This is a genomic window from Luethyella okanaganae (genome assembly GCF_042660285.1).
GTDB lineage: Bacteria > Actinomycetota > Actinomycetes > Actinomycetales > Microbacteriaceae > Luethyella > Luethyella okanaganae.
Genome location: NZ_JBHSTP010000002.1, coordinates 591,467 through 611,058 on the forward strand (window position 1 = coordinate 591,467; position 19,592 = coordinate 611,058).

The following is a 19,592-nucleotide window of genomic DNA, read 5'->3' on the forward strand; positions in this document are numbered from 1 at the left end:
GAATGCTCCGAATAGCGCCGAACGCTCCGAGTAGAGAGTAGAGCCGAGGGTTCGCCGCGTGAGTTCCTCGCTCCGCGCTCTCCTCACTCCGCGCGGGCGAGAAGGCGTGAGGTGTAAAGGCGTGAGGCGAGGCGTGAGGTGTGAGGCCTGAGGCGTGGGAGGGCGTGCGGGCGAAAGGCGTGCGGTGCGCCGCTCTAGCCGTCCTGGGGCGGCACGCGCACGAGCAGGCTCGCGGCATCCGTCGTGAACTCCACGGCCGTCACCACGCCGAACTCGTCGCCGTCGAGTTCGAACTCCTCAGGGTCTCCCTCGATCCTGATCGACACGGATGTCCCGCGCAGGTAGGTGATCGCACTCCGCTTGTCGCCTCCCGTGAGGTCGATCCACTGCTGACCGATCGCGGACTTGCGCAGCACCCGGTTCTCCCAGGTGACCCGTCGCCAGATCGTGAGCCACCCCCACACCCCCTTGGGCTGCAGTACCACGACATCGAGCTTGCCGTCATCGACCTCGGCATCGGGGATGAGCTCGATGTTGCCGGGAAGGTAGCCGAGGTTTGCCACCAGGATCGAGCTCACATGCGCGCCGTGGGTGCCGTGGTCGTCCATGCGATAGTGGATGCGGAACGGTTTCGAGGTGGGCAGGGAGCGCAGGCCGGCATCGACGTAGGCGAGCCAGCCGACGCGTTTCTTCAGCTCCGGATTCGTGTTCGAGATCATCGCCGCGTCGATGCCGACGCCTGACATCACGAGTGAAACGTGATCCTCGATCGAACCGTCCGGGCGGGTCAGCTCGACCGTCGACAGGTCGACGGCGCGATCGATGCCGCCGAGAGCGACCGCCGCGGCCGAGTCGGCATCGTTGACCGGGATTCCGAGGTTGCGGGCGAAGAGGTTTCCGGTTCCGGCCGGAACGATGCCCAACGGCACCCCGCTCCCGCGCAGCGCCGCCGCCACGGAACGCACGGTGCCGTCGCCGCCCGCAGCGAGCACCAGGTCGAAGCCGTCGGTGACGGCCTGCCTCGCCATGCCCTTGCCGGGGTCGTCGACGGTGGTCTCGAACCATTCGGATGCCGCCCAGCCGAGCTTTCGCTCCGCGGCTCTCATCGCTGCCCGCAGTTCCGCGATCCCGCTCTTGGTCGGATTGAACACGACGGCGGCACGGGGAGCGGTGTTCGCCTTCTCACGACCGATGCTCGCTGCCACGACTCCAAACTACGGCATGCAGAGACGCTCACCCGCTTCGAGGCCGACGGGCGATTGTTAGACTGGTCAGCGTGATCGATCCCCTCCTCCTGCGCGAAAACCCCAAGCTCGTCAAGGCATCGCAGGCGGCGCGCGGCGACTCCGTCGAGGTGGTGGACGCCGCTCTCGCGGCCGACGCGGAGCGGCGTACGACGATCTCCGCCTTCGAGCAGCTCCGGGCCGAGCAGAACGTTTTCGGCAAGCGGGTGGCGACGGCGACCTCCGATGAGAAGAAGGCGCTCGTCGCGCAGGTGCAAGAGCTTGCGGCCAGGGTGAAAGCGGCGAGCCAGGCGGCCGGCGACGCGGAAGCGCGCTTCGGCGACCTCATCCGCTCGATCGGCAACCCGGTGATCGACGGGGTTCCGGCTGGCGGCGAGGAGAACTTCGTCACGCTGCGCGAGGTCGGTGGCAAGCCAGAGTTCGACTTCGAGCCCCGCGACCACCTCGAACTGGGCGAACTGCTCGCGGCGATCGACACGGGGCGTGGGGCCAAGGTCAGCGGGGCCCGCTTCTACTATCTGCGCGGCATAGGGGCGCGTCTGGAACTCGCCCTCATGAACATGGCGCTCGATCGCGCGCTCGCAGCCGGGTTCATCCCGCTCATCACCCCGACGCTCGTGAAGCCGGAGATCATGCAGGGCACCGGCTTTCTCGGAGCCCACTCCGACGAGGTCTACTACCTCCCGGCCGACAACCTCTACCTCACGGGAACGAGTGAGGTCGCACTCGCCGGTTACCACGCCGACGAGATCCTCGATCTCTCGAACGGGCCGATCCGGTACGCGGGCTGGTCGACGTGCTACCGGCGCGAGGCAGGCAGTCACGGCAAGGACACCCGCGGCATCATCCGCGTGCACCAGTTCAACAAGCTCGAGATGTTCGTCTACACCCTGCCGGAGGATGCCGAAGAGGAGCACGAGCGCTTGCTCGGCTGGCAGGAGGCGATGCTGCAATCCCTCGGGCTGAGCTACCGTGTGATCGATGTCGCCGCGGGCGATCTCGGTTCGAGCGCCGCGCGCAAGTACGATGTCGAGGCATGGGTGCCGACCCAGGGTGCCTATCGGGAGCTCACCAGCACGAGCAACTGCACGACCTTCCAGGCGCGGCGTCTTGACACACGCTACCGCACGGAGTCCGGCAAGACGACTCCGGTCGCGACGCTCAACGGAACGCTCGCCACAACGCGCTGGCTCGTCGCCCTGCTCGAGACCCATCAGCAGGCCGACGGCTCGGTGCGTGTGCCGGAGCCGTTGCGCCCATACCTCGGTGGCCTCGATGTGATCGAGCCGGTCGCCTAGTGGCTGAGCCGACTCCGCTGATCGAGCCTGTCGAAATCACGCCTCCGTCCAGCCCTGTCTCCTCGATCGGGCCGACCCCGCTGATCGAGCCCGTCGAAGTCATGCGGCGAGCCGATGCCGAGCGCTGGCTCGTCGCCCTCGACGTCGACGGCACGATCCTGCACGAGGACGAGACCGTCACCGAAGCCGTGCGCGAGGAGGTTGCGCGAGTGCAGGCGCTCGGCCACGAGGTGACCCTTGCGACGGGCCGCAGCTGGTCGACATCGCTTCCCGTGCTCGAAAGGCTGGGGCTCACACCGGAGTTCGTCGTGTGCGCGAACGGCGCGCTCATCATGCGACGCGATGTGACATCGCCAGACGGGTATCGACGCGAGTTCACCGAGACCTTCGATCCGCGCCCGGTGCTGGAGCGCATCCGCTCGCACCTCCCGGAAGGCCGGTTCATGGTGGAGGCCCCCGACGGGTTCCGGCTGTACACCGACGGCATGCTCGATTGGAACCTCGAGAACGCGCGCAAGGTGGAGTTCGACGAGCTCGGCGCGACCCAGGCGACACGCGTCGTCGTGGTGTCGCCCGATCATGATCTCGAGGAGTTCCTCACGATCGTCGAACGGATGGGCCTGCACCAGGTGACCTATTCGATCGGCTGGACGGCTTGGCTCGACATCGCGCCAGACGGGGTCAACAAGGCGACCGCGCTCGAGCGGGTGCGCGCCTGGCACGGCATCCCGTTGTCGCGGGTCATCGCCATCGGCGACGGACGCAACGACATCGACATGTTCCGCTGGGCGGGAGCGCGGGGCCGCGCCGTCGCAATGGGGCAGGCTCCCACCGAGGTCAAGGATGCGGCGACCGAGGTCACCGAGACCGTCGGCGATGACGGGCTCGCCCGCGTGCTCGCCGGATTCGGGGAGACAGGCCGCTGATCCCCGCCGCGCGCCACGGGCGTCAGAAGAGGTCCAGGCCTGTTCTGACCGTCGTCAGGGCGGTTGTGGCGAGCATGGCGGTTCTCGCGGTGAGCGCAACGGCGGTGGTCGGCATCGCGTTGTGGGACGTCGCCAATAGCATCAAGCCCGGCATCGATCTGGGCGGCCGGTCCGGCCAGTCCGTTCCCGTCATCGGCGCGATCGACGGCGGAGTGAACCTGCTCGTCGTCGGCAGCGACAGCGGAGAGGGCGATCCGAGGTTCGGGGATCGCGGCGAGCACCTGGGCGATGTGACGATGCTTCTCCATATCGCGCAGGATCACTCGAGCGCCACCGTTGTGAGCTTTCCACGCGACCTGCTCGTCGAGGTTCCCGCCTGTGCGGCTTCGGCTGCCGAGGAGTGGGCCGTCGGCACCGACGGAGGTTTCACCGACAAGCTCAACAGCGCATACTCCTATGGCGGTCTGGCGTGCACGACTGCTGCGGTGAGCCAGCTCACCGGGCTCGAGATCCCGTTCGCGGCCTCGATCGAGTTCAACGGCGTGATCCAGATGTCGAACGCGGTCGGCGGCGTCCCGGTGTGCATCACCGAGACCATCGAGGACGAGCGCACCGGCTTCTTCCGTGAACCGGGGGAGTACACCCTGCAAGGATGGGACGCGCTCCAGTTCCTGCGAACCCGTTACGGCCTGAAAGACGGCAGCGATCTCGCACGCATCGGTAACCAGCAGTCATTTCTCGCGTCGCTCGCGCGCACCATCAAGAGTTCCGCGACCTTGAGCGACCCGACGAAGGTCTACGGTCTCGCCAAGGCGGCCGCGCGCAACATGCGCCTCTCCGAGACGCTCAGCAATGTCGACGTCTTGGTATCCATCGCCGGCGCGCTCAAGGGCATCGATCTCGACAAGGTGGTCTTCGTGCGGTATCCGACCGTCTCCAGCGGGACCGACCTCATGGCGGACACGAATGTCTCCGGCGTGCTCATGGCGGCGCTCGCCGACGACGAGGAGATCGTCGTGGCCGGTCGTGCTGCCGCGACTGTCGGCGACGAACCGGTTCCGCCGACGGAGCCGCCGACGGCGGAACCGGTCGACCCGAGTGCGGGTGTTCCTGCGAGCCCCGGGCCGGTCGTTCTGCCCGACGATGTCACCGGTCAGCGCGCCGATCAGGTCACCTGCACGGCGGGCCGACCGCTCGACGAGCAGCAGTAGGCGGCAGGGGCGTCCAGCGCCTTCGCAGAAACCCGTGTCACGCTAGAGGCCTTTACATAGGCTAGAATCGGGCGATGTTCGATGCCTGTCGACGGTGTCCGCACGTGCGGAGATATGGCCGGAACGAACGGGGAGGGCTGTCCGAGTGGCCGATGGAGCCAGTCTTGAAAACTGGTGGACAGAAATGTCTCGTGGGTTCGAATCCCACGCCCTCCGCACTGAGCGCCAGGCAGGGCACGGAATGAAGGGATCACAGTGAGCGAAGAGTTGCGTCCCCGCTCCCGGCGGTCGATGAAGAATCCGACGATTGCCCGGCACGGCCGGCTCAAGAAGTCGAATGCGTTCACGACCGTTGCGAAGGTGCTGGCTGCCGCGCTTGCCGTCGTCCTTGCGAGCGGCGCATCCGTCGCCGCCATCGCCGCCTACGACCTCGCCTCCAGCGTGAAGCCCGGCGTAACCCTGGTCGGTGAAAAGACCGACGGCCCGATGCCGCAGATCGGCGCGATCGACGGCGGTGTGAACCTGCTGCTCGTAGGCAGCGACAGCCGCAAGGGGCAGGATCCCGCGTTCGGCGCGGAAGACGAAACCGGCGACCTCAACGACGTCACGATGCTTCTGCACATCTCGAAGGATCACACGAGTGCGACCGTCGTCAGCTTTCCGCGCGATATGTTCGTGTCCATCCCCGAGTGTCCCGACCCCGCTGGCGGCACATTCAACGCGATGAGCAGACAGAAGATCAACACCACGCTGACCTACGGCGGCCTCGCCTGCACTGTGCTCACGGTCGAGAAGCTGACCGGGATCGACATCCCCTATGCGGCCGAGGTCCAGTTCAGTGGCGTCATCGCGATGTCGAACGCCGTCGGCGGAGTTCCCGTCTGCGTCGCCGAGCCTATCGAGGACGAATACACGAACACCTTCCTCTCGGCCGGAGAGCACACGCTCCAGGGCGTCGATGCTCTGCAGTTCCTTCGTACCAGGCACGGCGTCGGCGACGGCAGCGACCTCACCCGTATCAGCAACCAACAGGTGTTCCTTTCATCCCTCGTGCGCACGATCAAGAGCGCCGACACGCTCTCGAACCCGGGCAAGCTCTACTCCCTGGCCAAGGCGGCGCTCAGCAACATGACGCTCTCCAACAGCCTGCAGAACATCGACAACATGGTCTCGATCGCCATGGCGCTCAAGGGCATCCCGCTTGAGCAGGTCGTCTTCGTGCAGTATCCGACAGGGTCGACCGAGGGTGGCGTCCTGCCGCGCGAGGCCGACGCCAGGGCGCTCTTCACGGCGCTCTCCGCCGACCAGCCGATCCGGCTGAGCGGAGACACCGGGGGCGGTTCCACCGCGGATCCGAACGCCGTTGTGTCCCCCGTCGACGCGGTTGTGGACCCCAATGCGACGCCTGACCCGAATGCGACCGCCGTGCCGCCCACAACGACGGTGCTCCCCGAGACGGTGAAGGGACAGACCGCCGGCCAGTACACCTGCTCGAACGGTCGGACCCTCCAGAACCAATAGGGGGGTCGTGGTCGTCGACCGCTTCTCGAAACGGTTATGATGGCTGTCGTGTGTTTGCTCTGCAGGCACAGGGAGACGTCGCATAGTTCGGCCTAGTGCACCACCCTGCTAAGGTGGAGTTCCCTCACGGGAACCGAGGGTTCAAATCCCTCCGTCTCCGCATATTTTTTCCCGGTCAGCGACCATATTCTCCGCGCGTCGTCCGAGCTCGAGCTCATTCGAACGTTGTCGTTGAGTGTCCCCAGTGTGTCCCTGGGGGACACTTATGGGACACGGGAACCGGGGAGCCGGGCACCCAAACCAGAAAAGGCCTGGTCAGAGGAGCAGCGTCGCAAGAATTGCTCCACCTTGGAAGAGTGGAGGACTTTTCTGGTGGAGCGGTGGCATCGAGGTTCGTTGAAGCAACCGAGCCATGTGTCTGAAGCTCTGCGCGCGAAGTACCAGGGCGCGCGCCGGCGTACCTGCAGCGCGCTTCGATCAGAGCGCTCGTCCATGGATGTCGCTAGTCGGGAGTGAGATCCACGGCGTTCACCACCCAGCATTGACCAACTTGCTGAGCGGATCGAATGCGGACAGCAGCGACGAGCCTCAGCACCCGCGTCAGTGCCGGGCGCTACGCTGGTAAACATGGCAGCCACAAGGACACCGATTTACCAGGGCGACGATGGTCTCGAAAGAGCCGTCATCGACCTGGTCCGTGTGGGCGCCGAAGGCCATGCCGCAGGAGTCCGTCAGCTCGCAAGCCGGCTGATGCGGGCCGTGCCTGCAAGCGTCAAAGACGCTGACGAATTCCGCCACGCTGTCCACCACGCGCTCAGCGTTGCCCGCCCGGACACCGGCCTTCGGTTTGATGGTGGAGCCATACCCGCTGATGCAGAAGGGAGCCATCCCCTCGCGTTCGTGGATCCGCTGCCGCAGGCTGACGAGCTGGTGCTTGACGGTCGGATCGCGAGCGAGCTCGAGGAGATCGTGATCGAGCGGGAACGGGCGAACGAGCTCACGATCGCGGGCGTCCCCCTGACGCGGACCGTCTTGTTTTCGGGCGCGCCGGGCGTGGGCAAGACTCTGACTGGCCGGTGGTTGGCTTGGCGACTTGGTTTGCCGCTGGTCGTTCTTGACCTGGCCGCGGTTGTGTCGAGCTACCTCGGCAGCTCAGGTCGCAACATCAAGTCGGTCTTGGATTACGCCAAGAGCGGTCCATGCGTGCTTCTGCTGGATGAGTTCGACGCAGTGGCAAAGAGGCGGGACGACGAATCTGACATCGGCGAGTTAAAGCGCATCGTCAACGTCATTTTGGTCGAGCTAGATCGGTGGCCAGATACGAGCCTGCTAGTCGCCGCTACAAATCATCCCCAGCTCTTGGACTCGGCGATCGATCGGCGTTTCGACCGGGTAATAGAGTTCCCAATGCCGGGTCAAGCTGAGCGCGAGTCGGTGCTGCGGAAGATCAGCAATGACAGCATTGATACCGATCTTCTGGCGATGACAGCTGCCTTTTGGGACGGCGGCAGCTTTTCTGACGTAGTGCGATTTTGGGAGACGTGCCGGCGGCGAGCAATCGTTCGCGAGTTGCCACTGGAGGATGTTGTCTTGCACGCACTGTTGGAACGACCGGGCTCTGACGAGCTTCGTCACGACCTCTGGCGTCTTGCGAATGAAGAATACGGCTTCTCAAATCGGAAGATCGCTTCGGCAGCGGGATTGAGCCACCCAACTGTCTCAACTGGGATTCGTAGGGCGAAAGGAGCGGCATGACCGACGTTTCGGCAACTCAGAGCGCTGTGGCCCGGCGCCTGTTTCTCAACGGAGAGGCTCTGAGGCTAGACGTCGAGTTCGCTCCGACTGGGGGCGGCCCCAAGTATGAGCCGTTCTCTCCGGAGGAAGCCAGGGAGTGGTTGCTTCCTCAAGTGCGATCAGCCCGCCAGGCGCTCGATGCCTTGCCTGATGAGTTGCGGGCAGCTGATCGAGTGTATGTCGAGGCCAAGTTGCTACCGAACTACATCGCGCCGAGCTACTTTCCCGACGCCCTACTTTCAATCGTGGGTGCAGTCCCTGTTGGCTCGCGAGCGGATGTGGGCACTCTCAGGACCGCTTCCCGGCAACAGGTCAGTGGCACCCGGCGTCTGATCTTGGCTGTGGACGACGCATCTCTGGGAGCGCTCGAGGACCTGATCGAAGGCAGAGGGCAAGGTCGAACTGGGCAGCAAGCGTTCGCGCAGATCCGCCGCATCGAAGAGATTGCCTCGCCGTCCCAGTCGAGCGTGCTCAAAGCGGATCTGCAGGACGCGACCCTGGCGGGAAGAACGGACACCCTATGGGAAGCCGTCTTGCATCCTCGTGCGATGCGGACAGGCGAAGCTGTGCCTATCGATGACGACGCGTTCGAGCGATGGGTCACCTGGGTTGAAGCCAACGGAGGAGATGTTCGGCGGGATTATGTCCGGCAGATCGGGGGCCTCACTTTCATGCCCGTGCGCATTGCCACGGCGGCGGCTACTGAACTCGTGCGTTTCAACCCTCTTCGTGTCTTGCGTCCGATGCCTGCCATCCGTCCGCGACCACGATTCGGTCTGCGGTCGGGCACTCGAGTAACGCCCCCGTCGGTGGCCGGGACGGTGGGCAACGCCACGACCGTGGCCGTCTTCGACGGGGGTGTCAATGATCCGACAAACGCCGGTCTGTTCCCCATCCCGCTGATCGACTTGACCACCGAGCCGCCCGAGCCCGATGAAACGGAGCACGGCACTGGCGTAACGGGCGCAGTGATGTACGGTCTGCTGGGGCCGGGAGAGCAGGCGTCCCAGCCTCCGCTACCAGTCGAGAGCTACCGAGTCTTGCCGGCACCCCACGATCCCAACGACCTCGACGGCTATTGGATCCTCGATCAGATCAAGAGCACCCTGATCGACGGGCAACACAAGATCGTCAACCTTAGTCTTGGCCCAACTCTCGCAGTTGAGGACGACATGGAACCCAACCGGTGGACCGCTGAGCTTGACCAACTCGCGTGGGAGAGCGACATCGTCTTCGTGGTCGCGGCGGGCAACGACGGTGACGCTGACAGGGCGCTGGGGCTGCATCGTGTGCAGGTACCGGCAGACATGGCAAACGGCATCTCAATCGGAGCGTGCGACTCTCCAGCACCCGGCAGGCCATGGGCCCGGGCTCCGTACTCTTCGATGGGTCCCGGGCGTCCCGGCAATCGAGTTCAGCCCCTCGGTGTTCAATTTGGAGGCGTCGACGACCGGCTGTTCGACGTGCTGCAGGCCGACGGCACCTTCCTCGAAGCCAGCGGCACGAGCTTTTCCGCACCCGTCGTGACTCACGCTCTCGCCGATCTGACGACCCGCCTACCGCGAGTAAACAGCAGCGTGTTGCGGGCGTTCTCGGTGCACTTTGCTGAACGGCATCGCTCGTTCCGGGCTCTACAGGAGGAACTTGGACACGGTCGCCTGCCGCTCACCTTCGCCAGTTCGTTTGACTCAACCGCGGATGACGTTCACGTGCTCTACGTTGATCAAATCGCTCGCGGCGACATCCTCGGCTACCAGGTTCCGTTGCCCGCGGCCTTCCGGGGTGCAGTCCGGGTTTCCGTAACGCTCGCGTACGCGTCGCCTGTTGAGTCCACTCAGCCGACGGAGTACACGACAGCCTCGCTCGAACTGACAATGCGGCCGAACCGCAACATGTTCCGATTCACCTCACCCCCTGGTTCAGACGATCCCGCGCAGGTCTTGGATCTCCGCTCGGTTGCTGCCCGGGATCTCATTGCTGCAGGCTGGGCTACCAGCCAGGAGCCTGTCACCAAGACACTGAGTTCGACTTCAAGTCAGAACGAGGCCGACCTTCGCGACCCGGGAAAATGGGAAACTCTCCGTCACTACCGCGTTAACCTAGCGGCCGGCGAAGCCGATGACCCACGGCTTGAGTTGAGATATGTCGCCCGCAGGGCCGGAGGGCTCGACGGCAGCCCCACCGAGGTGCCGTTCGCGATACTCCTGAGCCTCGTAGATCCCCATTCGGCGGGCACACTTCATGACGCCGCTCGCGCACAGTTCGCAGCCCTTCGACCGGCGCAGCGAGTTGCAGGCCGTGTTCGCCTCCGGGGCGGAAGCGGCACGAGCTGGTATTGAGCAGATAACCGATGACGACAAGCATCCGCGACGAGGCCTCAGCGCGTGGAACTATTGGGCCCGCCGCCTACAGGATGATGCTCGCCGTGTTCGGTTGGGAGGTGAAGCGATTCCCCCGTCTCGCCGCTCAGACACCAGCGGAAGATTTCCTCAATAGCTTTTTCGAGCAGAAGGGCGCAGGGTACGTCGTCGCCCTCGTTGCCGAATCGGATGACGCCGCAGCAACCCGGCTGACCCATGCGTGGGTCAAGAACTGGCTGGTGGATCAGGACCGCAAGCTCCCGATGGGTGCCCTGAGGAACCGTCTGGAAAAGCGACTCCAACGCTCCGAGCTATTCCGGGTCTCCGAGGTAGCGCACTACTGGTACCTGACCGAGGACGCCGACTTGGATAAGACGGTGTCTACCGATGACCTGAGGAGTGCGGCAGCCGCGGTCGAGGTTGAACTCCAGGTCTCAGCCTCCGGTCAGGTTCAACTCGGCCGCTCCGGACAGCTTGAATCGCTACTCAGAGAACTGCTGCTTCTCGCGGGCCGATTGCACATCGGTCAGATGGCCTCGATCTGCGCCGAGCGGTTCCCATCCCTCGTGGCAGTAGGCGATGCGATGAACCATCTCAAAGAAGCCAAGTGGGAAGAGAACGAGGACACAGCTGATGACCTAGTCGCAAACACGGCTGCGAAGCTGGACAGCGAAACGGTCGCAATGGAGATCTACACTGCCCTCTCCGAGGAAGAGCACACCATTTTGCGAAACGCCGGGGACGCCGAAAGCCTGTCGACCACATTGGGAGTGGGACGGTCAACTGCCTACGGTCTGATCAAGAAGACACGTGCGCGAGTCATCGAGTTAGCGGGGAGCGCTTCTCGAAGTGATGAAGTGCGCGGCGCATTAATCGATCTACTGATGGGAGAAACGTCCAATGTCCCGTCTTAAGAGAGCATGGAGGAAAACCAGTGTCTGCTGACGCTTCCGAGCGCTGGCTAGAACTCGCAGCCCAGTTCCCGGTCACTCCCAAACGGTCGGTGGCTGCACTTCGAAGCAGCCACTCAGATGAGCAGGTCTCCGAGGGCCAACTACGGCGCGCATATTGGGGCGATCGAACTGCGATCGTCTTGGTCGTAGCCGTCGACGACACCGACGCCACGGCTGATGTTTGGCCCGCAACTCTCGAACCCGGGGTTGAGAACGAGGCCGCGATCGTTGTCGAAGAGAGCGCGAGTCCTCTTCATGCCGGCGTCAGTCTCTGGCCCACAAAGCCAGCAACGATCCCTTTCGCAGCACTCGATCAAACGGTGGCGGTGTTTCCGAAGACCGTATTCCGGGCCATCTCATCCGGAGTTAGAACCCGAGACATCGAGGGCATCCGGCTGGGCGAGTCGGAGCCGGAGTTTGGGTCGGGCGTCGAAGCTGCGATCGACGAGCTGTTTGACACGATGGACGTGCTCGAGGCGGTACCGCAGTACCGACCCTCGCCAGCAACGGGGACAGCGCAGAAACTGCCGGTGGCGCTATCCGACCTGATTGTCTGGCTAGACATTCCGCAGGCGCATGGCATGTCTATCCTGCTCGGCAAGCAACCTCTGAGCGCTGAACAGGCTCAGACGATAGCGCGCCGCGCGACCCTTTCCGTCGATGAGGTTTGGGGGTCGGTGAGTCCTCTGCCGTCGGACCTCGACCGCGAGCTTCAAGAACCACGTTGGCGCCGAGCGATCCGCAACCGGGCCGTCGGGGGAGACGAGGTTGCAGCTCGGTCTCAACTTGGCTACGACGCTTTTCAACTGGCCGCCCGCCAAGGAGCCGGCGACGGCCGTGAGAAATGGCGTCAAAGGATCGAGGCCGCGCTCACTGTCAAGGGGAGCTAGGTTGCGGATTCCATTTGACGCTGCGCCCGACCACGTCGAGCGAATACGTCTCGCCTGGGAGCAACGCGGTGGTTCCCTCGAGGAGCTCACCTCGAACGCGTTCCGAGCTCTTGAGGACCGGACGGATGTCGCGGTACTCCGGGTCCCGGAGTTCGTGCCCGCCGACTCGCAACTTGGGTGCTCGGTCGCCGGTGGGTACCGACCGAGCCCTCCAACCTTGGTTGTCACCGAGTCGATGTCGTGGCGCCGGCAGCAGTTCACCTTGCTTCACGAACTCGGCCACCATCTCCAGCGGACCGACATCGACCTCGGAACCGCCATCGTTGGCCATCGAGATCCGGAGGCGTTCGAGGAAGCCTGTTGTGACGAGTTCGCCGCTCAAGTACTGCTCCCCGACGACCTCATCGAGTCGCGGCTCCGATGGGAGGGAGTCACAGCGCGGAACGCCGTCGAACTCTTCAAAGAATCGAACGCATCCCGCGCCGCCATCTGCGTTCGCCTCGCCGGCCAGCTCAAGTCCGCCGGCGTGGTCGCAGTGCTCGACCCGGACGCGAATGTTACCTTCGCAGCACGCCACGGCTCGACGTTCCCACCCGCGCGCGGATCCAATCAGTACGCCAACCCACTCGTGCGGGCCGTATTCGAGGAGACCGACATCGCTCGGGTGATCGCACGCGACAACGCAGTGATCTGGTACCGATCCGGTGTCCCGTCGGACCAGCTCTACGGTCAAGCTGCATGGGCGGGTGATCGGCTCTTCATCGTCATGGTCGAATACAGCGCTCCATGGAAATCGATCTCCCTCCCCCAGGGCAAGACCATCGAAAGGCCCCCCGCGCTTCTTCAACGATGCGAGCACTGCGGGGCAGAGTTTGAGGTCACCACGGTGTGCCGCGTGTGCCGCCACCCTCATTGCCCGAAAGGTCACTGCTCCTGCCCGGCGGCTTCCTAACCCTCTGGACGATCCGGCAAGTGTCCCGTCTCTAACCCTTGGATGAGGAAATCCCTCACCGCCAAGACAGACGGGAGCTCCCAGTGAGCCCAACGCAGGAAAACGAGGAGATCGAAGTCGAGTTCGTCGACATCGAGATCCCTGAGGAACAAATCGAGATCGAGTCGAAGAAGGAGAAGCCGCGCGCCCTCGTTGTCGTCGACAACCTCGATGACGGAGAGACGATCCGCTTCTGGGCGGCGTTCGACCTGAAGATCGAGCGTGTCATCAATCGGGTCTACAAGCGTTTCGACCTCGAACGCCAGCCGGGTGACCGCCTGGTTCGCCGAGACGACCAGAAGGACGTCTTCGCCGAAGCGCACCTCACCGTCCGCAAGTACATCCTGGAGCACGGCGGCAAGGCCCGCATCCACTGGGAGTTCTCGGGCGACACCGGCGGCGCCGCACGATGAGTTCCGCGCCGGTACCCTCGGATCCCGAGATCGCCGCCGCGACATTCACGGCCCATCTCAACCAAGCCATCACGAGCGAGCTTGGACAGAGGCGGGGGTGGGCCGTGACCCGCGTCGACTCTCTCGAGTCGATTGTGCACATGCACGCCACGCGCGAAGACGGCACAGTCGACGAGTACCACCTACGTGTCCGTGCCCACTTCTACGACGAGTGGCCCCCACAGGCGATCTTCGTCGCCCCGCCCAAGACCCCGAACGGGGCTTGGCGAGAACCCGAGCTCACCAGCAAATGGTTGCCGCACATCGAGAACATCTGGGCCGATTCCCGCTTCGCGTACCACACCCGCTACCCGTACCCGGACGGCCACCCAGCCCAACTGATCTGCTGCTCGAAAAGCCTCGATTACTACCTCAGCAACCACACGCCGACCGAGGGGCAACGCTGGCGTCAAGGCAAGCAGACCATCGTCGCCCTGCTGACTCGCGTGCAGGAAGCCCTTCAACCACCCGCCTACAAAGGACCACTCGGTGATCTCGATACCTGAAAAGCTCTGGCAGCACCTGCTCCATCAGTTCGGGCAACACCCCCGAGAGGTGGAGCGCGTCGCCTACCTCGACGGGATGCGATGGAGTGACGCGGCCGGGAAGGAACACGGTGTCGTCACCACCGTCACGATCCCCAACGCCACTCTCACCGAAGGGAACTACCGAGTCAGCGCGGAGAGAATCGCACAGGCCGGCCGACACCTGCCGGACTTCGGCCTCGTCCGGCTCGTTCAGATCCACACCCACGGCAACGGGTGGGTGGATCACTCCAGGACGGACGATCAGAAGGCGTACACCCGTCGACCAGGTGCCATCAGCATCGTGCTGCCGGATCACGCGCGAAACCAACCTGGGCCACTCGATGGTGGCGTGCATATCCGCGACTCGCACGGGTGGCGTCGGCTGCCTGCCGGGGACGCCGCAGAGATCCTTCGCATCGTGCCGAGCGATATTGATTTTCGCACCGGTCGCCGACGCTGGAACTGGGGGAACCTGCCGTGGAAGAAGTAAGCGATCGCCACCAGGGCAACCTCGGAGGAACCCTTCGAAAGTTCGACCCGAACGAAGCAGTCGTGGTCCGCGTCACGGTGACTGCCGCGACCGGTCCTTGCCCGGCCACCCAACACGCAGTGTGGATGACTTTGTCTCTGCTATGCCGGGCCGAGGGCGTCGTGTCGCGGATCCAACTCAACTGCCCCGAGGGAATCGCCATCCTGCCCAACGTTGTCCCGTTCGGCCACGCCACCGACCTGCGCACACGGCTCGTCGACGCCATCCGTGAGATCGACATCGTCCCGATCGAGTTAGCCGATGACAATGCGGTTCCGGACTGCGAGATCTTCATCAACACGATCCCTGAATCGATGCCCCGAAGCTCCATAATGATCATCGGCGCTGGATGGTGGGGTGGTGCAGCCTTCGCCACTCAGCCGCCAGCCGCCTGGACGCAAGTCGACCTTCACAACCCCCTGCCCATCGGGCCCTACATCGCTGCAACGCTGGCCGTTGCGGATGTCTATCTGCAGATTCGCGATCCCAGGGCAGTGACGGGCAGCCGAGCCTACGGTTGGAACGCCTGGACCTGCACGTCCGAAGTCGGATCCGACACGTCCGGCACGGTCCCACTCGGGCTCGACCTCAGTGGCATCGCCCTCGCCGGCGTCGGAGCTGTCGGAACTGCCTGGATGGCTACCCTCTGGGCGACATCGGGACTGTCCGGGAGTATCGCGATCGTTGACTCGGACGCGAAGGGCGTCTCCTCCAGCAACCTCAACAGGGGGCTGCTGTTTCGCCGCAGGGACATCGGTCTGCAAAAGGCCGAGGTGGCGGCGACGGCCGCGAAAGGAACCATCGACTGGCGTCCGATCAACGGGCGATTCGAGAGCAGCGATATCCGCCCGTCACTACTGGTCAGTGCCGTGGACACCAACACGGCGCGCGACGCCATCCAGTCGAGGTACCCGGCCAGAACCCTGTCCGGCAGCACCCGCGATCTGCGTGCCGAAACCATGGTCGGGGGTCGACCCGGTGACGGCGCCTGCTTGCGCTGTTACAACCCGCTCGAGGCGGAAGTGTCCGATGCGCAACTCCGTGCCCGCGTCGAGCAAGAGGGCGCAGGGGTCCTCGACGAACTCGCTCGAGGGCTCGGCATATCCAACGAAGAGTTGGCGAATCGACTCGAGGCGCCCGGGTGCGACGCAATCAGCGATCGCCTCCTCGCCCAGCTACGCGCCGAATACGGCGATGATACCGTCCCCGCCAGATTCGCCGTCGGATTCACCAGCGCGATGGCGGGAGTCCTTCTCGCTGGGGAGACGCTTCGTTTGATGATCCACGATGAACCGGACGGGATCCCCGATAGCAAGCGGGTGACCTTTCAGTTTCGTCGCCCGGAGTCCTCGATCAACGGTCGTCGTGTGTACCCACGGGATGCCGTGTGTCCGAAATGCGATCCTGCCGCGCCGTCTCATGAGATCTGGGCGAGTCGCTACGACAGATGGACGTCGAAAGCATCCGGGAAGTCGTGAAAGAGTCAAAGCGCTAGACCTCGTGTGTCCCCGGCGTGTACCCGTGAACCAGATGAGGCCGTGTATGACGTGTTTTCTGGAGCTCCAAGGCTTGCAATGTTGGCCCTGATTGGGAATCGGCGACCCTGCTAAGGTGGAGTTCCCTCACGGGAACCGAGGGTTCAAACCCCTCCTCCGCCAATTTTCTGCTGGTCAGCAACAGTTTTTCTTCGCGGCTCGTTGCGTTCTGGGCCGCCGCTCGCGTTCTCAGGAATGTCCCGAGGGTCCCGTGGGGGTCCCGACGCCAGTTCGTAGAGGCGGCGGCTTCCCGTCATGACGGGCTCGACGGGGGAGCGGCCCTTCTTCGCCAGTCGCCCGAGTGTGGAGGGATGGACGCGCAACGCGGCGGCAGCTTCCGCCTCCGTGTAGAACAGCCGCGCTTGCTCGACGGACTCCGTCGTGTGATCGCTCATGATCGCCTCCACACCCTACGCATGATTGTGCCACTACACGCGATTAGATCATAGATCGCGTGTTTGTGCAAGAGCACATGTTTCTCGCGTTTCTCGATACACTCGGAGGCGTGAGTGAATCCTCGTCGCCGCATGCGCTCCAGGACGCGGACGGGCTGATCCAGCAGGATGACCTGCCCGATGGGTGGCACCTGCCCACCCGGTTCCCCGGCGAGCGGAGCGACGACGCCAGCGAACAGATCGACGCGATCCTCGGGTACGACGACGCGGCTCCTGCTCACGACGGTGAGCACGACGACGCCGAGCAGAACGAGACGGTGGACGGCCGGTGGCGCTACATCGAGCACGCCAAGACGCACACGCGCGTGTTCATCCGCTTGCAACGCCAGATCTTCGCGGTGCCGGAGGAGGTGCGTATCACCGGCGTCGTCTACCTCCCGTGGCGCCCCGGCGACCCGATAACGAGCCGCCTCTTGCGGGAACTGTCGACCGCGCAGATTGAGGCCGCGATCAACAAGCGTCTGTTCGCGATGAAGCGCGAGCAGAGGATCACTGGCGGCAAAATCGTGTTGCCTAGCGGGCGCAAGATCGCCGAGCGTGACCTCCTCAAGCCGCTCGGCGGCACCGCAAAGCAGGACCCAGACTTCTACCAGCGCGTCGCCCTCCAGCACGGCCGCCTCACTCAGCAGGGCGACAAGAACCCGAGCGCGACGATGGCCGACATCAACGGTGTCGCACTCACCACTACCCAGGGCTGGGTTGCCAAGGCTCGTGCTCGCGGCCTGCTACCTCCTGGACGACGCGGGCGAGCAGGGTAATCGTCCGCATCGCCGGTATGGAAGGGGAGTTGAACTGACCTCGACCCCCTCGCGCGCAGGCTCACGGATCGGCGTTGAGGCCCGGAAAATCAACGATCTGGAGCGCGTCGCCTGTGGATAACTACATCGACGTGCACGCGACTACGCCTTGCTTAGCACCTGAGTTAGCACTTCTCCGCGCGCATGCGGAACTGCGCTGGAGCCGCCTCAGTCACGGCGCTTGCGACGCACAGACAACCTCCGGATGGCGTATGTCACGCCCCCAACGACCGCACCCCCGACCAGGGCGAAGAGCACCAAGGCGATGATCGCCTCGGCGGGTGAGGTGTCGTTCACCGCATCGCCCAGGCTGGGGAGAGAGATCGCGACCAACGCGATCGCTGCTGCGAGGGCGGGCAGAAGGAACCAGAGTGCGCTCTTGTCACGTTCCGACATTGTCACTTTCCTTTCACCTCACGGAGGATTCCGAGCAACGTCAGTCCGGCCGCCCAGAGTGCGACACCTGCGGCCGCCGCCCATGCGTCGCTTGTGTTGGAGATGGCAGCGGATGCGAGCAGCCCCAGTGTCTTGTCTGAGACAGCGCTGGCCCAGGCCTGGCCAGTGAACCCGGCGACCATCAACGTGACGGGCAGGAGCAGATAAAGCGCCAGCACGACGAATGTCGTCGCCGCGGACGAGCGACAGACCGCACCGATGCCTGCCCCTGCGAAGGCGAGCAGCGCCGTCGTCAGAAGGAGGCGACTGAGACCGTCAGCGGGGAATCCGTTCTCATATGCGCTCGGCTCCACCACGAGGATGGTCACCGTACCGATGATCGTCACGATGAGGACAACCACGATCGCGAGAGTCGCGTGAGCGGCGGCGAGGGCGAGGAGGTGCTTCGCTCTCGCTGGGATGAGAACCCGTACGAGCTCGATTGCGCCGGACTGGTGATCGCGAGCGACCGCCAGCGCGGTGCTGAACATCACGACGAACCCGACGACATCCGAACTCAGGGCGATCACGTCGCTGGTCAACGGCTCCTCGGACCTACCTGAGATGAACACACGCACGGCGAAGATAGCCAGGGTGACGGTTGCGGCAACCGAAAGGAACACGATCGTTGATCGCGTGCGCACCGCACGTCCGAACTCTGCGCGGATCAGCGTCAGCGCAGACGTCCTGTGAACGGTCTGCTCCTCCACTGCCGGGTCGTCGAGAGTCGTCGCGGTCCTATTCATTCGTCCTCCTGGAGGGGCATCTCACCGATCGCGTCACGGTAGATGTCGTCAAGGGATCGTTGTCTCGTTGTCAGCTCATCGAGAGCGATCCCCTGGTGCGCCGCGACCTGGAACACTTCGCGTGCCGTCAGCCCCGAGATGACGACCCGACCATCGGCGCCCTGCGCGGCTGTTGCCCCGCGAGCGTGAGTGGCTGCCGCGAGATCGTCGGGTCGGTCTGTGCGCACGAGCACATGCGGTCGACCTTGAGCGGCGAGGGCCTCGAGCGTGCCGTCGAGCACGATGCGCCCCTTGCTGATGACCACGATGTTGTCCGCGATCAGAGCCAGCTCGCTCACGATGTGCGACGAGAGCAGGATGCCGACACCCTCTCCGCGGAGCTGCCGAAGGAGATCGCGAAGCCACGCGATGCCGGTAGGATCGAGCCCGTTCAACGGCTCATCCAGGATGAGGTGACGGGGTGAGCCGATCAGCGCGACGGCAATCCCCAGGCGCTGCCTCATACCCAACGAAAGCTGCCCGACACGACGTTCCGCTGCATCGGCAAGCCCAACAAGGGCGAGGAGAGACGTGCTTCGCGGGGAGACGCCCTGGGTGCGCGCGCAGTAGTCGAGAACGTCCCGGGCCCGCAGATTCGGCATCAGCCACCGGGCATCCAGCAAGCTCCCGACCTCGCGGAGCGGAGCACGCAGGTCACGGTAATGGCGACCGTCGAAGCGTGCCTGTCCACGCTGGGCGGCTGTCAGCCCAAGCGCGACTCGCATCGAAGTGGACTTCCCCGCACCGTTGGGGCCGACGAACCCGGTGATGCTCCCGTCGGGAACAACGAAAGAAACGTCCTCGATGATCGCACGGCCACCGATTGCCTTTGAGACGTTCTCGAACGTGATCATGACGTCAACTCCATCGGGACAGATGCCGGAGCGGA

At 64.3% G+C, this 19,592-nt stretch carries 19 protein-coding genes and 2 tRNA genes; 16 read left to right on the forward strand and 5 right to left on the reverse strand.

Annotation, left to right across the window (positions count from 1 at the left end):
- Positions 1–194: 194 nt before the first annotated feature.
- Positions 195–1,205, reverse strand: coding sequence for a diacylglycerol/lipid kinase family protein (locus ACFQB0_RS10400; RefSeq protein WP_386731044.1), 1,011 nt, complete (start codon positions 1,203–1,205; stop codon positions 195–197).
- Between the two features lie 71 nt (positions 1,206–1,276).
- Here ACFQB0_RS10400 and serS point away from each other — a divergent pair, with 71 nt between their 5' ends.
- From serS to ACFQB0_RS10475, 15 genes are all read left to right on the forward strand, one after another.
- Positions 1,277–2,542, forward strand: a complete 1,266-nt coding sequence (serS, locus tag ACFQB0_RS10405; protein ID WP_386731047.1) for a serine--tRNA ligase — start codon at positions 1,277–1,279, stop codon at positions 2,540–2,542.
- Entirely contained in the window at positions 2,542–3,468 is a 927-nt protein-coding gene (locus tag ACFQB0_RS10410) for an HAD family hydrolase (RefSeq protein ID WP_386731049.1), read from the forward strand. The genes serS and ACFQB0_RS10410 overlap by 1 nt, the downstream gene beginning before the upstream one ends.
- 89 nt (positions 3,469–3,557) lie before the next feature.
- Complete coding sequence (locus ACFQB0_RS10415; protein ID WP_386731052.1) at positions 3,558–4,679, forward strand: LCP family protein; 1,122 nt, start codon at positions 3,558–3,560, stop codon at positions 4,677–4,679.
- A gap of 131 nt (positions 4,680–4,810) precedes the next feature.
- Positions 4,811–4,895 (forward strand) — tRNA-Ser (locus ACFQB0_RS10420).
- Between the two features lie 75 nt (positions 4,896–4,970).
- Entirely contained in the window at positions 4,971–6,200 is a 1,230-nt protein-coding gene (locus ACFQB0_RS10425; protein ID WP_386731054.1) for an LCP family protein, read from the forward strand.
- A 71-nt stretch (positions 6,201–6,271) separates the two neighbouring features.
- A tRNA-Ser gene (locus ACFQB0_RS10430) sits at positions 6,272–6,360 on the forward strand.
- A gap of 467 nt (positions 6,361–6,827) precedes the next feature.
- Complete coding sequence (locus tag ACFQB0_RS10435; RefSeq protein WP_386731056.1) at positions 6,828–7,955, forward strand: AAA family ATPase; 1,128 nt, start codon at positions 6,828–6,830, stop codon at positions 7,953–7,955.
- The gene (locus ACFQB0_RS10440; RefSeq protein ID WP_386731057.1) at positions 7,952–10,333 is read left to right on the forward strand and encodes a S8 family peptidase; all 2,382 of its coding nucleotides are present in this window, start codon (positions 7,952–7,954) and stop codon (positions 10,331–10,333) included. Before ACFQB0_RS10435 ends, ACFQB0_RS10440 begins: the two co-directional genes overlap by 4 nt.
- A gap of 11 nt (positions 10,334–10,344) precedes the next feature.
- Positions 10,345–11,268, forward strand: coding sequence for a hypothetical protein (locus ACFQB0_RS10445; protein WP_386731060.1), 924 nt, complete (start codon positions 10,345–10,347; stop codon positions 11,266–11,268).
- A gap of 20 nt (positions 11,269–11,288) precedes the next feature.
- Positions 11,289–12,197 (forward strand): hypothetical protein, encoded by a 909-nt coding sequence (locus ACFQB0_RS10450; protein ID WP_386731063.1) that lies wholly within the window; start codon positions 11,289–11,291, stop codon positions 12,195–12,197.
- A 154-nt stretch (positions 12,198–12,351) separates the two neighbouring features.
- Positions 12,352–13,149, forward strand: a complete 798-nt coding sequence (locus tag ACFQB0_RS10455; RefSeq protein ID WP_386731065.1) for an ImmA/IrrE family metallo-endopeptidase — start codon at positions 12,352–12,354, stop codon at positions 13,147–13,149.
- 83 nt (positions 13,150–13,232) lie between these two features.
- Entirely contained in the window at positions 13,233–13,601 is a 369-nt protein-coding gene (locus ACFQB0_RS10460; RefSeq protein ID WP_386731067.1) for a hypothetical protein, read from the forward strand.
- A complete protein-coding gene (locus ACFQB0_RS10465) occupies positions 13,598–14,146 on the forward strand; it encodes a hypothetical protein (protein ID WP_386731069.1) in 549 nt (182 codons plus the stop codon). The genes ACFQB0_RS10460 and ACFQB0_RS10465 overlap by 4 nt, the downstream gene beginning before the upstream one ends.
- A complete protein-coding gene (locus ACFQB0_RS10470) occupies positions 14,130–14,657 on the forward strand; it encodes a hypothetical protein (RefSeq protein ID WP_386731071.1) in 528 nt (175 codons plus the stop codon). The genes ACFQB0_RS10465 and ACFQB0_RS10470 overlap by 17 nt, the downstream gene beginning before the upstream one ends.
- Positions 14,658–14,782: 125 nt before the next feature.
- Entirely contained in the window at positions 14,783–16,174 is a 1,392-nt protein-coding gene (locus tag ACFQB0_RS10475; protein WP_386731074.1) for a ThiF family adenylyltransferase, read from the forward strand.
- A 161-nt stretch (positions 16,175–16,335) separates the two neighbouring features.
- On the opposite strand, the gene ACFQB0_RS10480 is transcribed toward ACFQB0_RS10475, so the two are convergent.
- Entirely contained in the window at positions 16,336–16,626 is a 291-nt protein-coding gene (locus tag ACFQB0_RS10480) for a hypothetical protein (protein ID WP_386731077.1), read from the reverse strand.
- A 110-nt stretch (positions 16,627–16,736) separates the two neighbouring features.
- Between ACFQB0_RS10480 and ACFQB0_RS10485 the strand changes: the two genes are divergently transcribed.
- Positions 16,737–17,444, forward strand: coding sequence for a hypothetical protein (locus tag ACFQB0_RS10485; RefSeq protein WP_386731080.1), 708 nt, complete (start codon positions 16,737–16,739; stop codon positions 17,442–17,444).
- Positions 17,445–17,651: 207 nt separating this feature from the next.
- Here the strand turns inward: ACFQB0_RS10485 and ACFQB0_RS10490 are convergent, their stop codons facing one another.
- From ACFQB0_RS10490 to ACFQB0_RS10500, 3 genes are read right to left on the reverse strand one after another with little or no spacing between them, the layout of a single operon-like run.
- Positions 17,652–17,879 carry a hypothetical protein gene (locus ACFQB0_RS10490; RefSeq protein WP_386731083.1) on the reverse strand — a complete coding sequence of 76 codons (228 nt, stop codon included), beginning with the start codon at positions 17,877–17,879 and terminating at the stop codon, positions 17,652–17,654.
- A gap of 2 nt (positions 17,880–17,881) precedes the next feature.
- A complete protein-coding gene (locus tag ACFQB0_RS10495; protein WP_386731085.1) occupies positions 17,882–18,664 on the reverse strand; it encodes a hypothetical protein in 783 nt (260 codons plus the stop codon).
- Positions 18,661–19,557, reverse strand: a complete 897-nt coding sequence (locus tag ACFQB0_RS10500; RefSeq protein ID WP_386731088.1) for an ABC transporter ATP-binding protein — start codon at positions 19,555–19,557, stop codon at positions 18,661–18,663. Before ACFQB0_RS10500 ends, ACFQB0_RS10495 begins: the two co-directional genes overlap by 4 nt.
- Positions 19,558–19,592 lie beyond the last annotated feature (35 nt).

What these genes read in the sequence shown, in the direction of transcription:
- ACFQB0_RS10480 (WP_386731077.1), bottom strand. Translation starts at nt 16,626, where the DNA reads ATGAGCGATCACACGACGGAGTCCGTCGAGCAAGCGCGGCTGTTCTAC.
- ACFQB0_RS10440 (WP_386731057.1), top strand. Translation starts at nt 7,952, where the DNA reads ATGACCGACGTTTCGGCAACTCAGAGCGCTGTGGCCCGGCGCCTGTTT.
- ACFQB0_RS10475 (WP_386731074.1), top strand. Translation starts at nt 14,783, where the DNA reads ATGACTTTGTCTCTGCTATGCCGGGCCGAGGGCGTCGTGTCGCGGATC.
- ACFQB0_RS10495 (WP_386731085.1), bottom strand. Translation starts at nt 18,664, where the DNA reads ATGAATAGGACCGCGACGACTCTCGACGACCCGGCAGTGGAGGAGCAG.
- ACFQB0_RS10445 (WP_386731060.1), top strand. Translation starts at nt 10,345, where the DNA reads ATGACGACAAGCATCCGCGACGAGGCCTCAGCGCGTGGAACTATTGGG.
- ACFQB0_RS10435 (WP_386731056.1), top strand. Translation starts at nt 6,828, where the DNA reads ATGGCAGCCACAAGGACACCGATTTACCAGGGCGACGATGGTCTCGAA.
- ACFQB0_RS10490 (WP_386731083.1), bottom strand. Translation starts at nt 17,879, where the DNA reads ATGTCGGAACGTGACAAGAGCGCACTCTGGTTCCTTCTGCCCGCCCTC.
- ACFQB0_RS10500 (WP_386731088.1), bottom strand. Translation starts at nt 19,557, where the DNA reads ATGATCACGTTCGAGAACGTCTCAAAGGCAATCGGTGGCCGTGCGATC.
- ACFQB0_RS10425 (WP_386731054.1), top strand. Translation starts at nt 4,971, where the DNA reads ATGAAGAATCCGACGATTGCCCGGCACGGCCGGCTCAAGAAGTCGAAT.
- ACFQB0_RS10465 (WP_386731069.1), top strand. Translation starts at nt 13,598, where the DNA reads ATGAGTTCCGCGCCGGTACCCTCGGATCCCGAGATCGCCGCCGCGACA.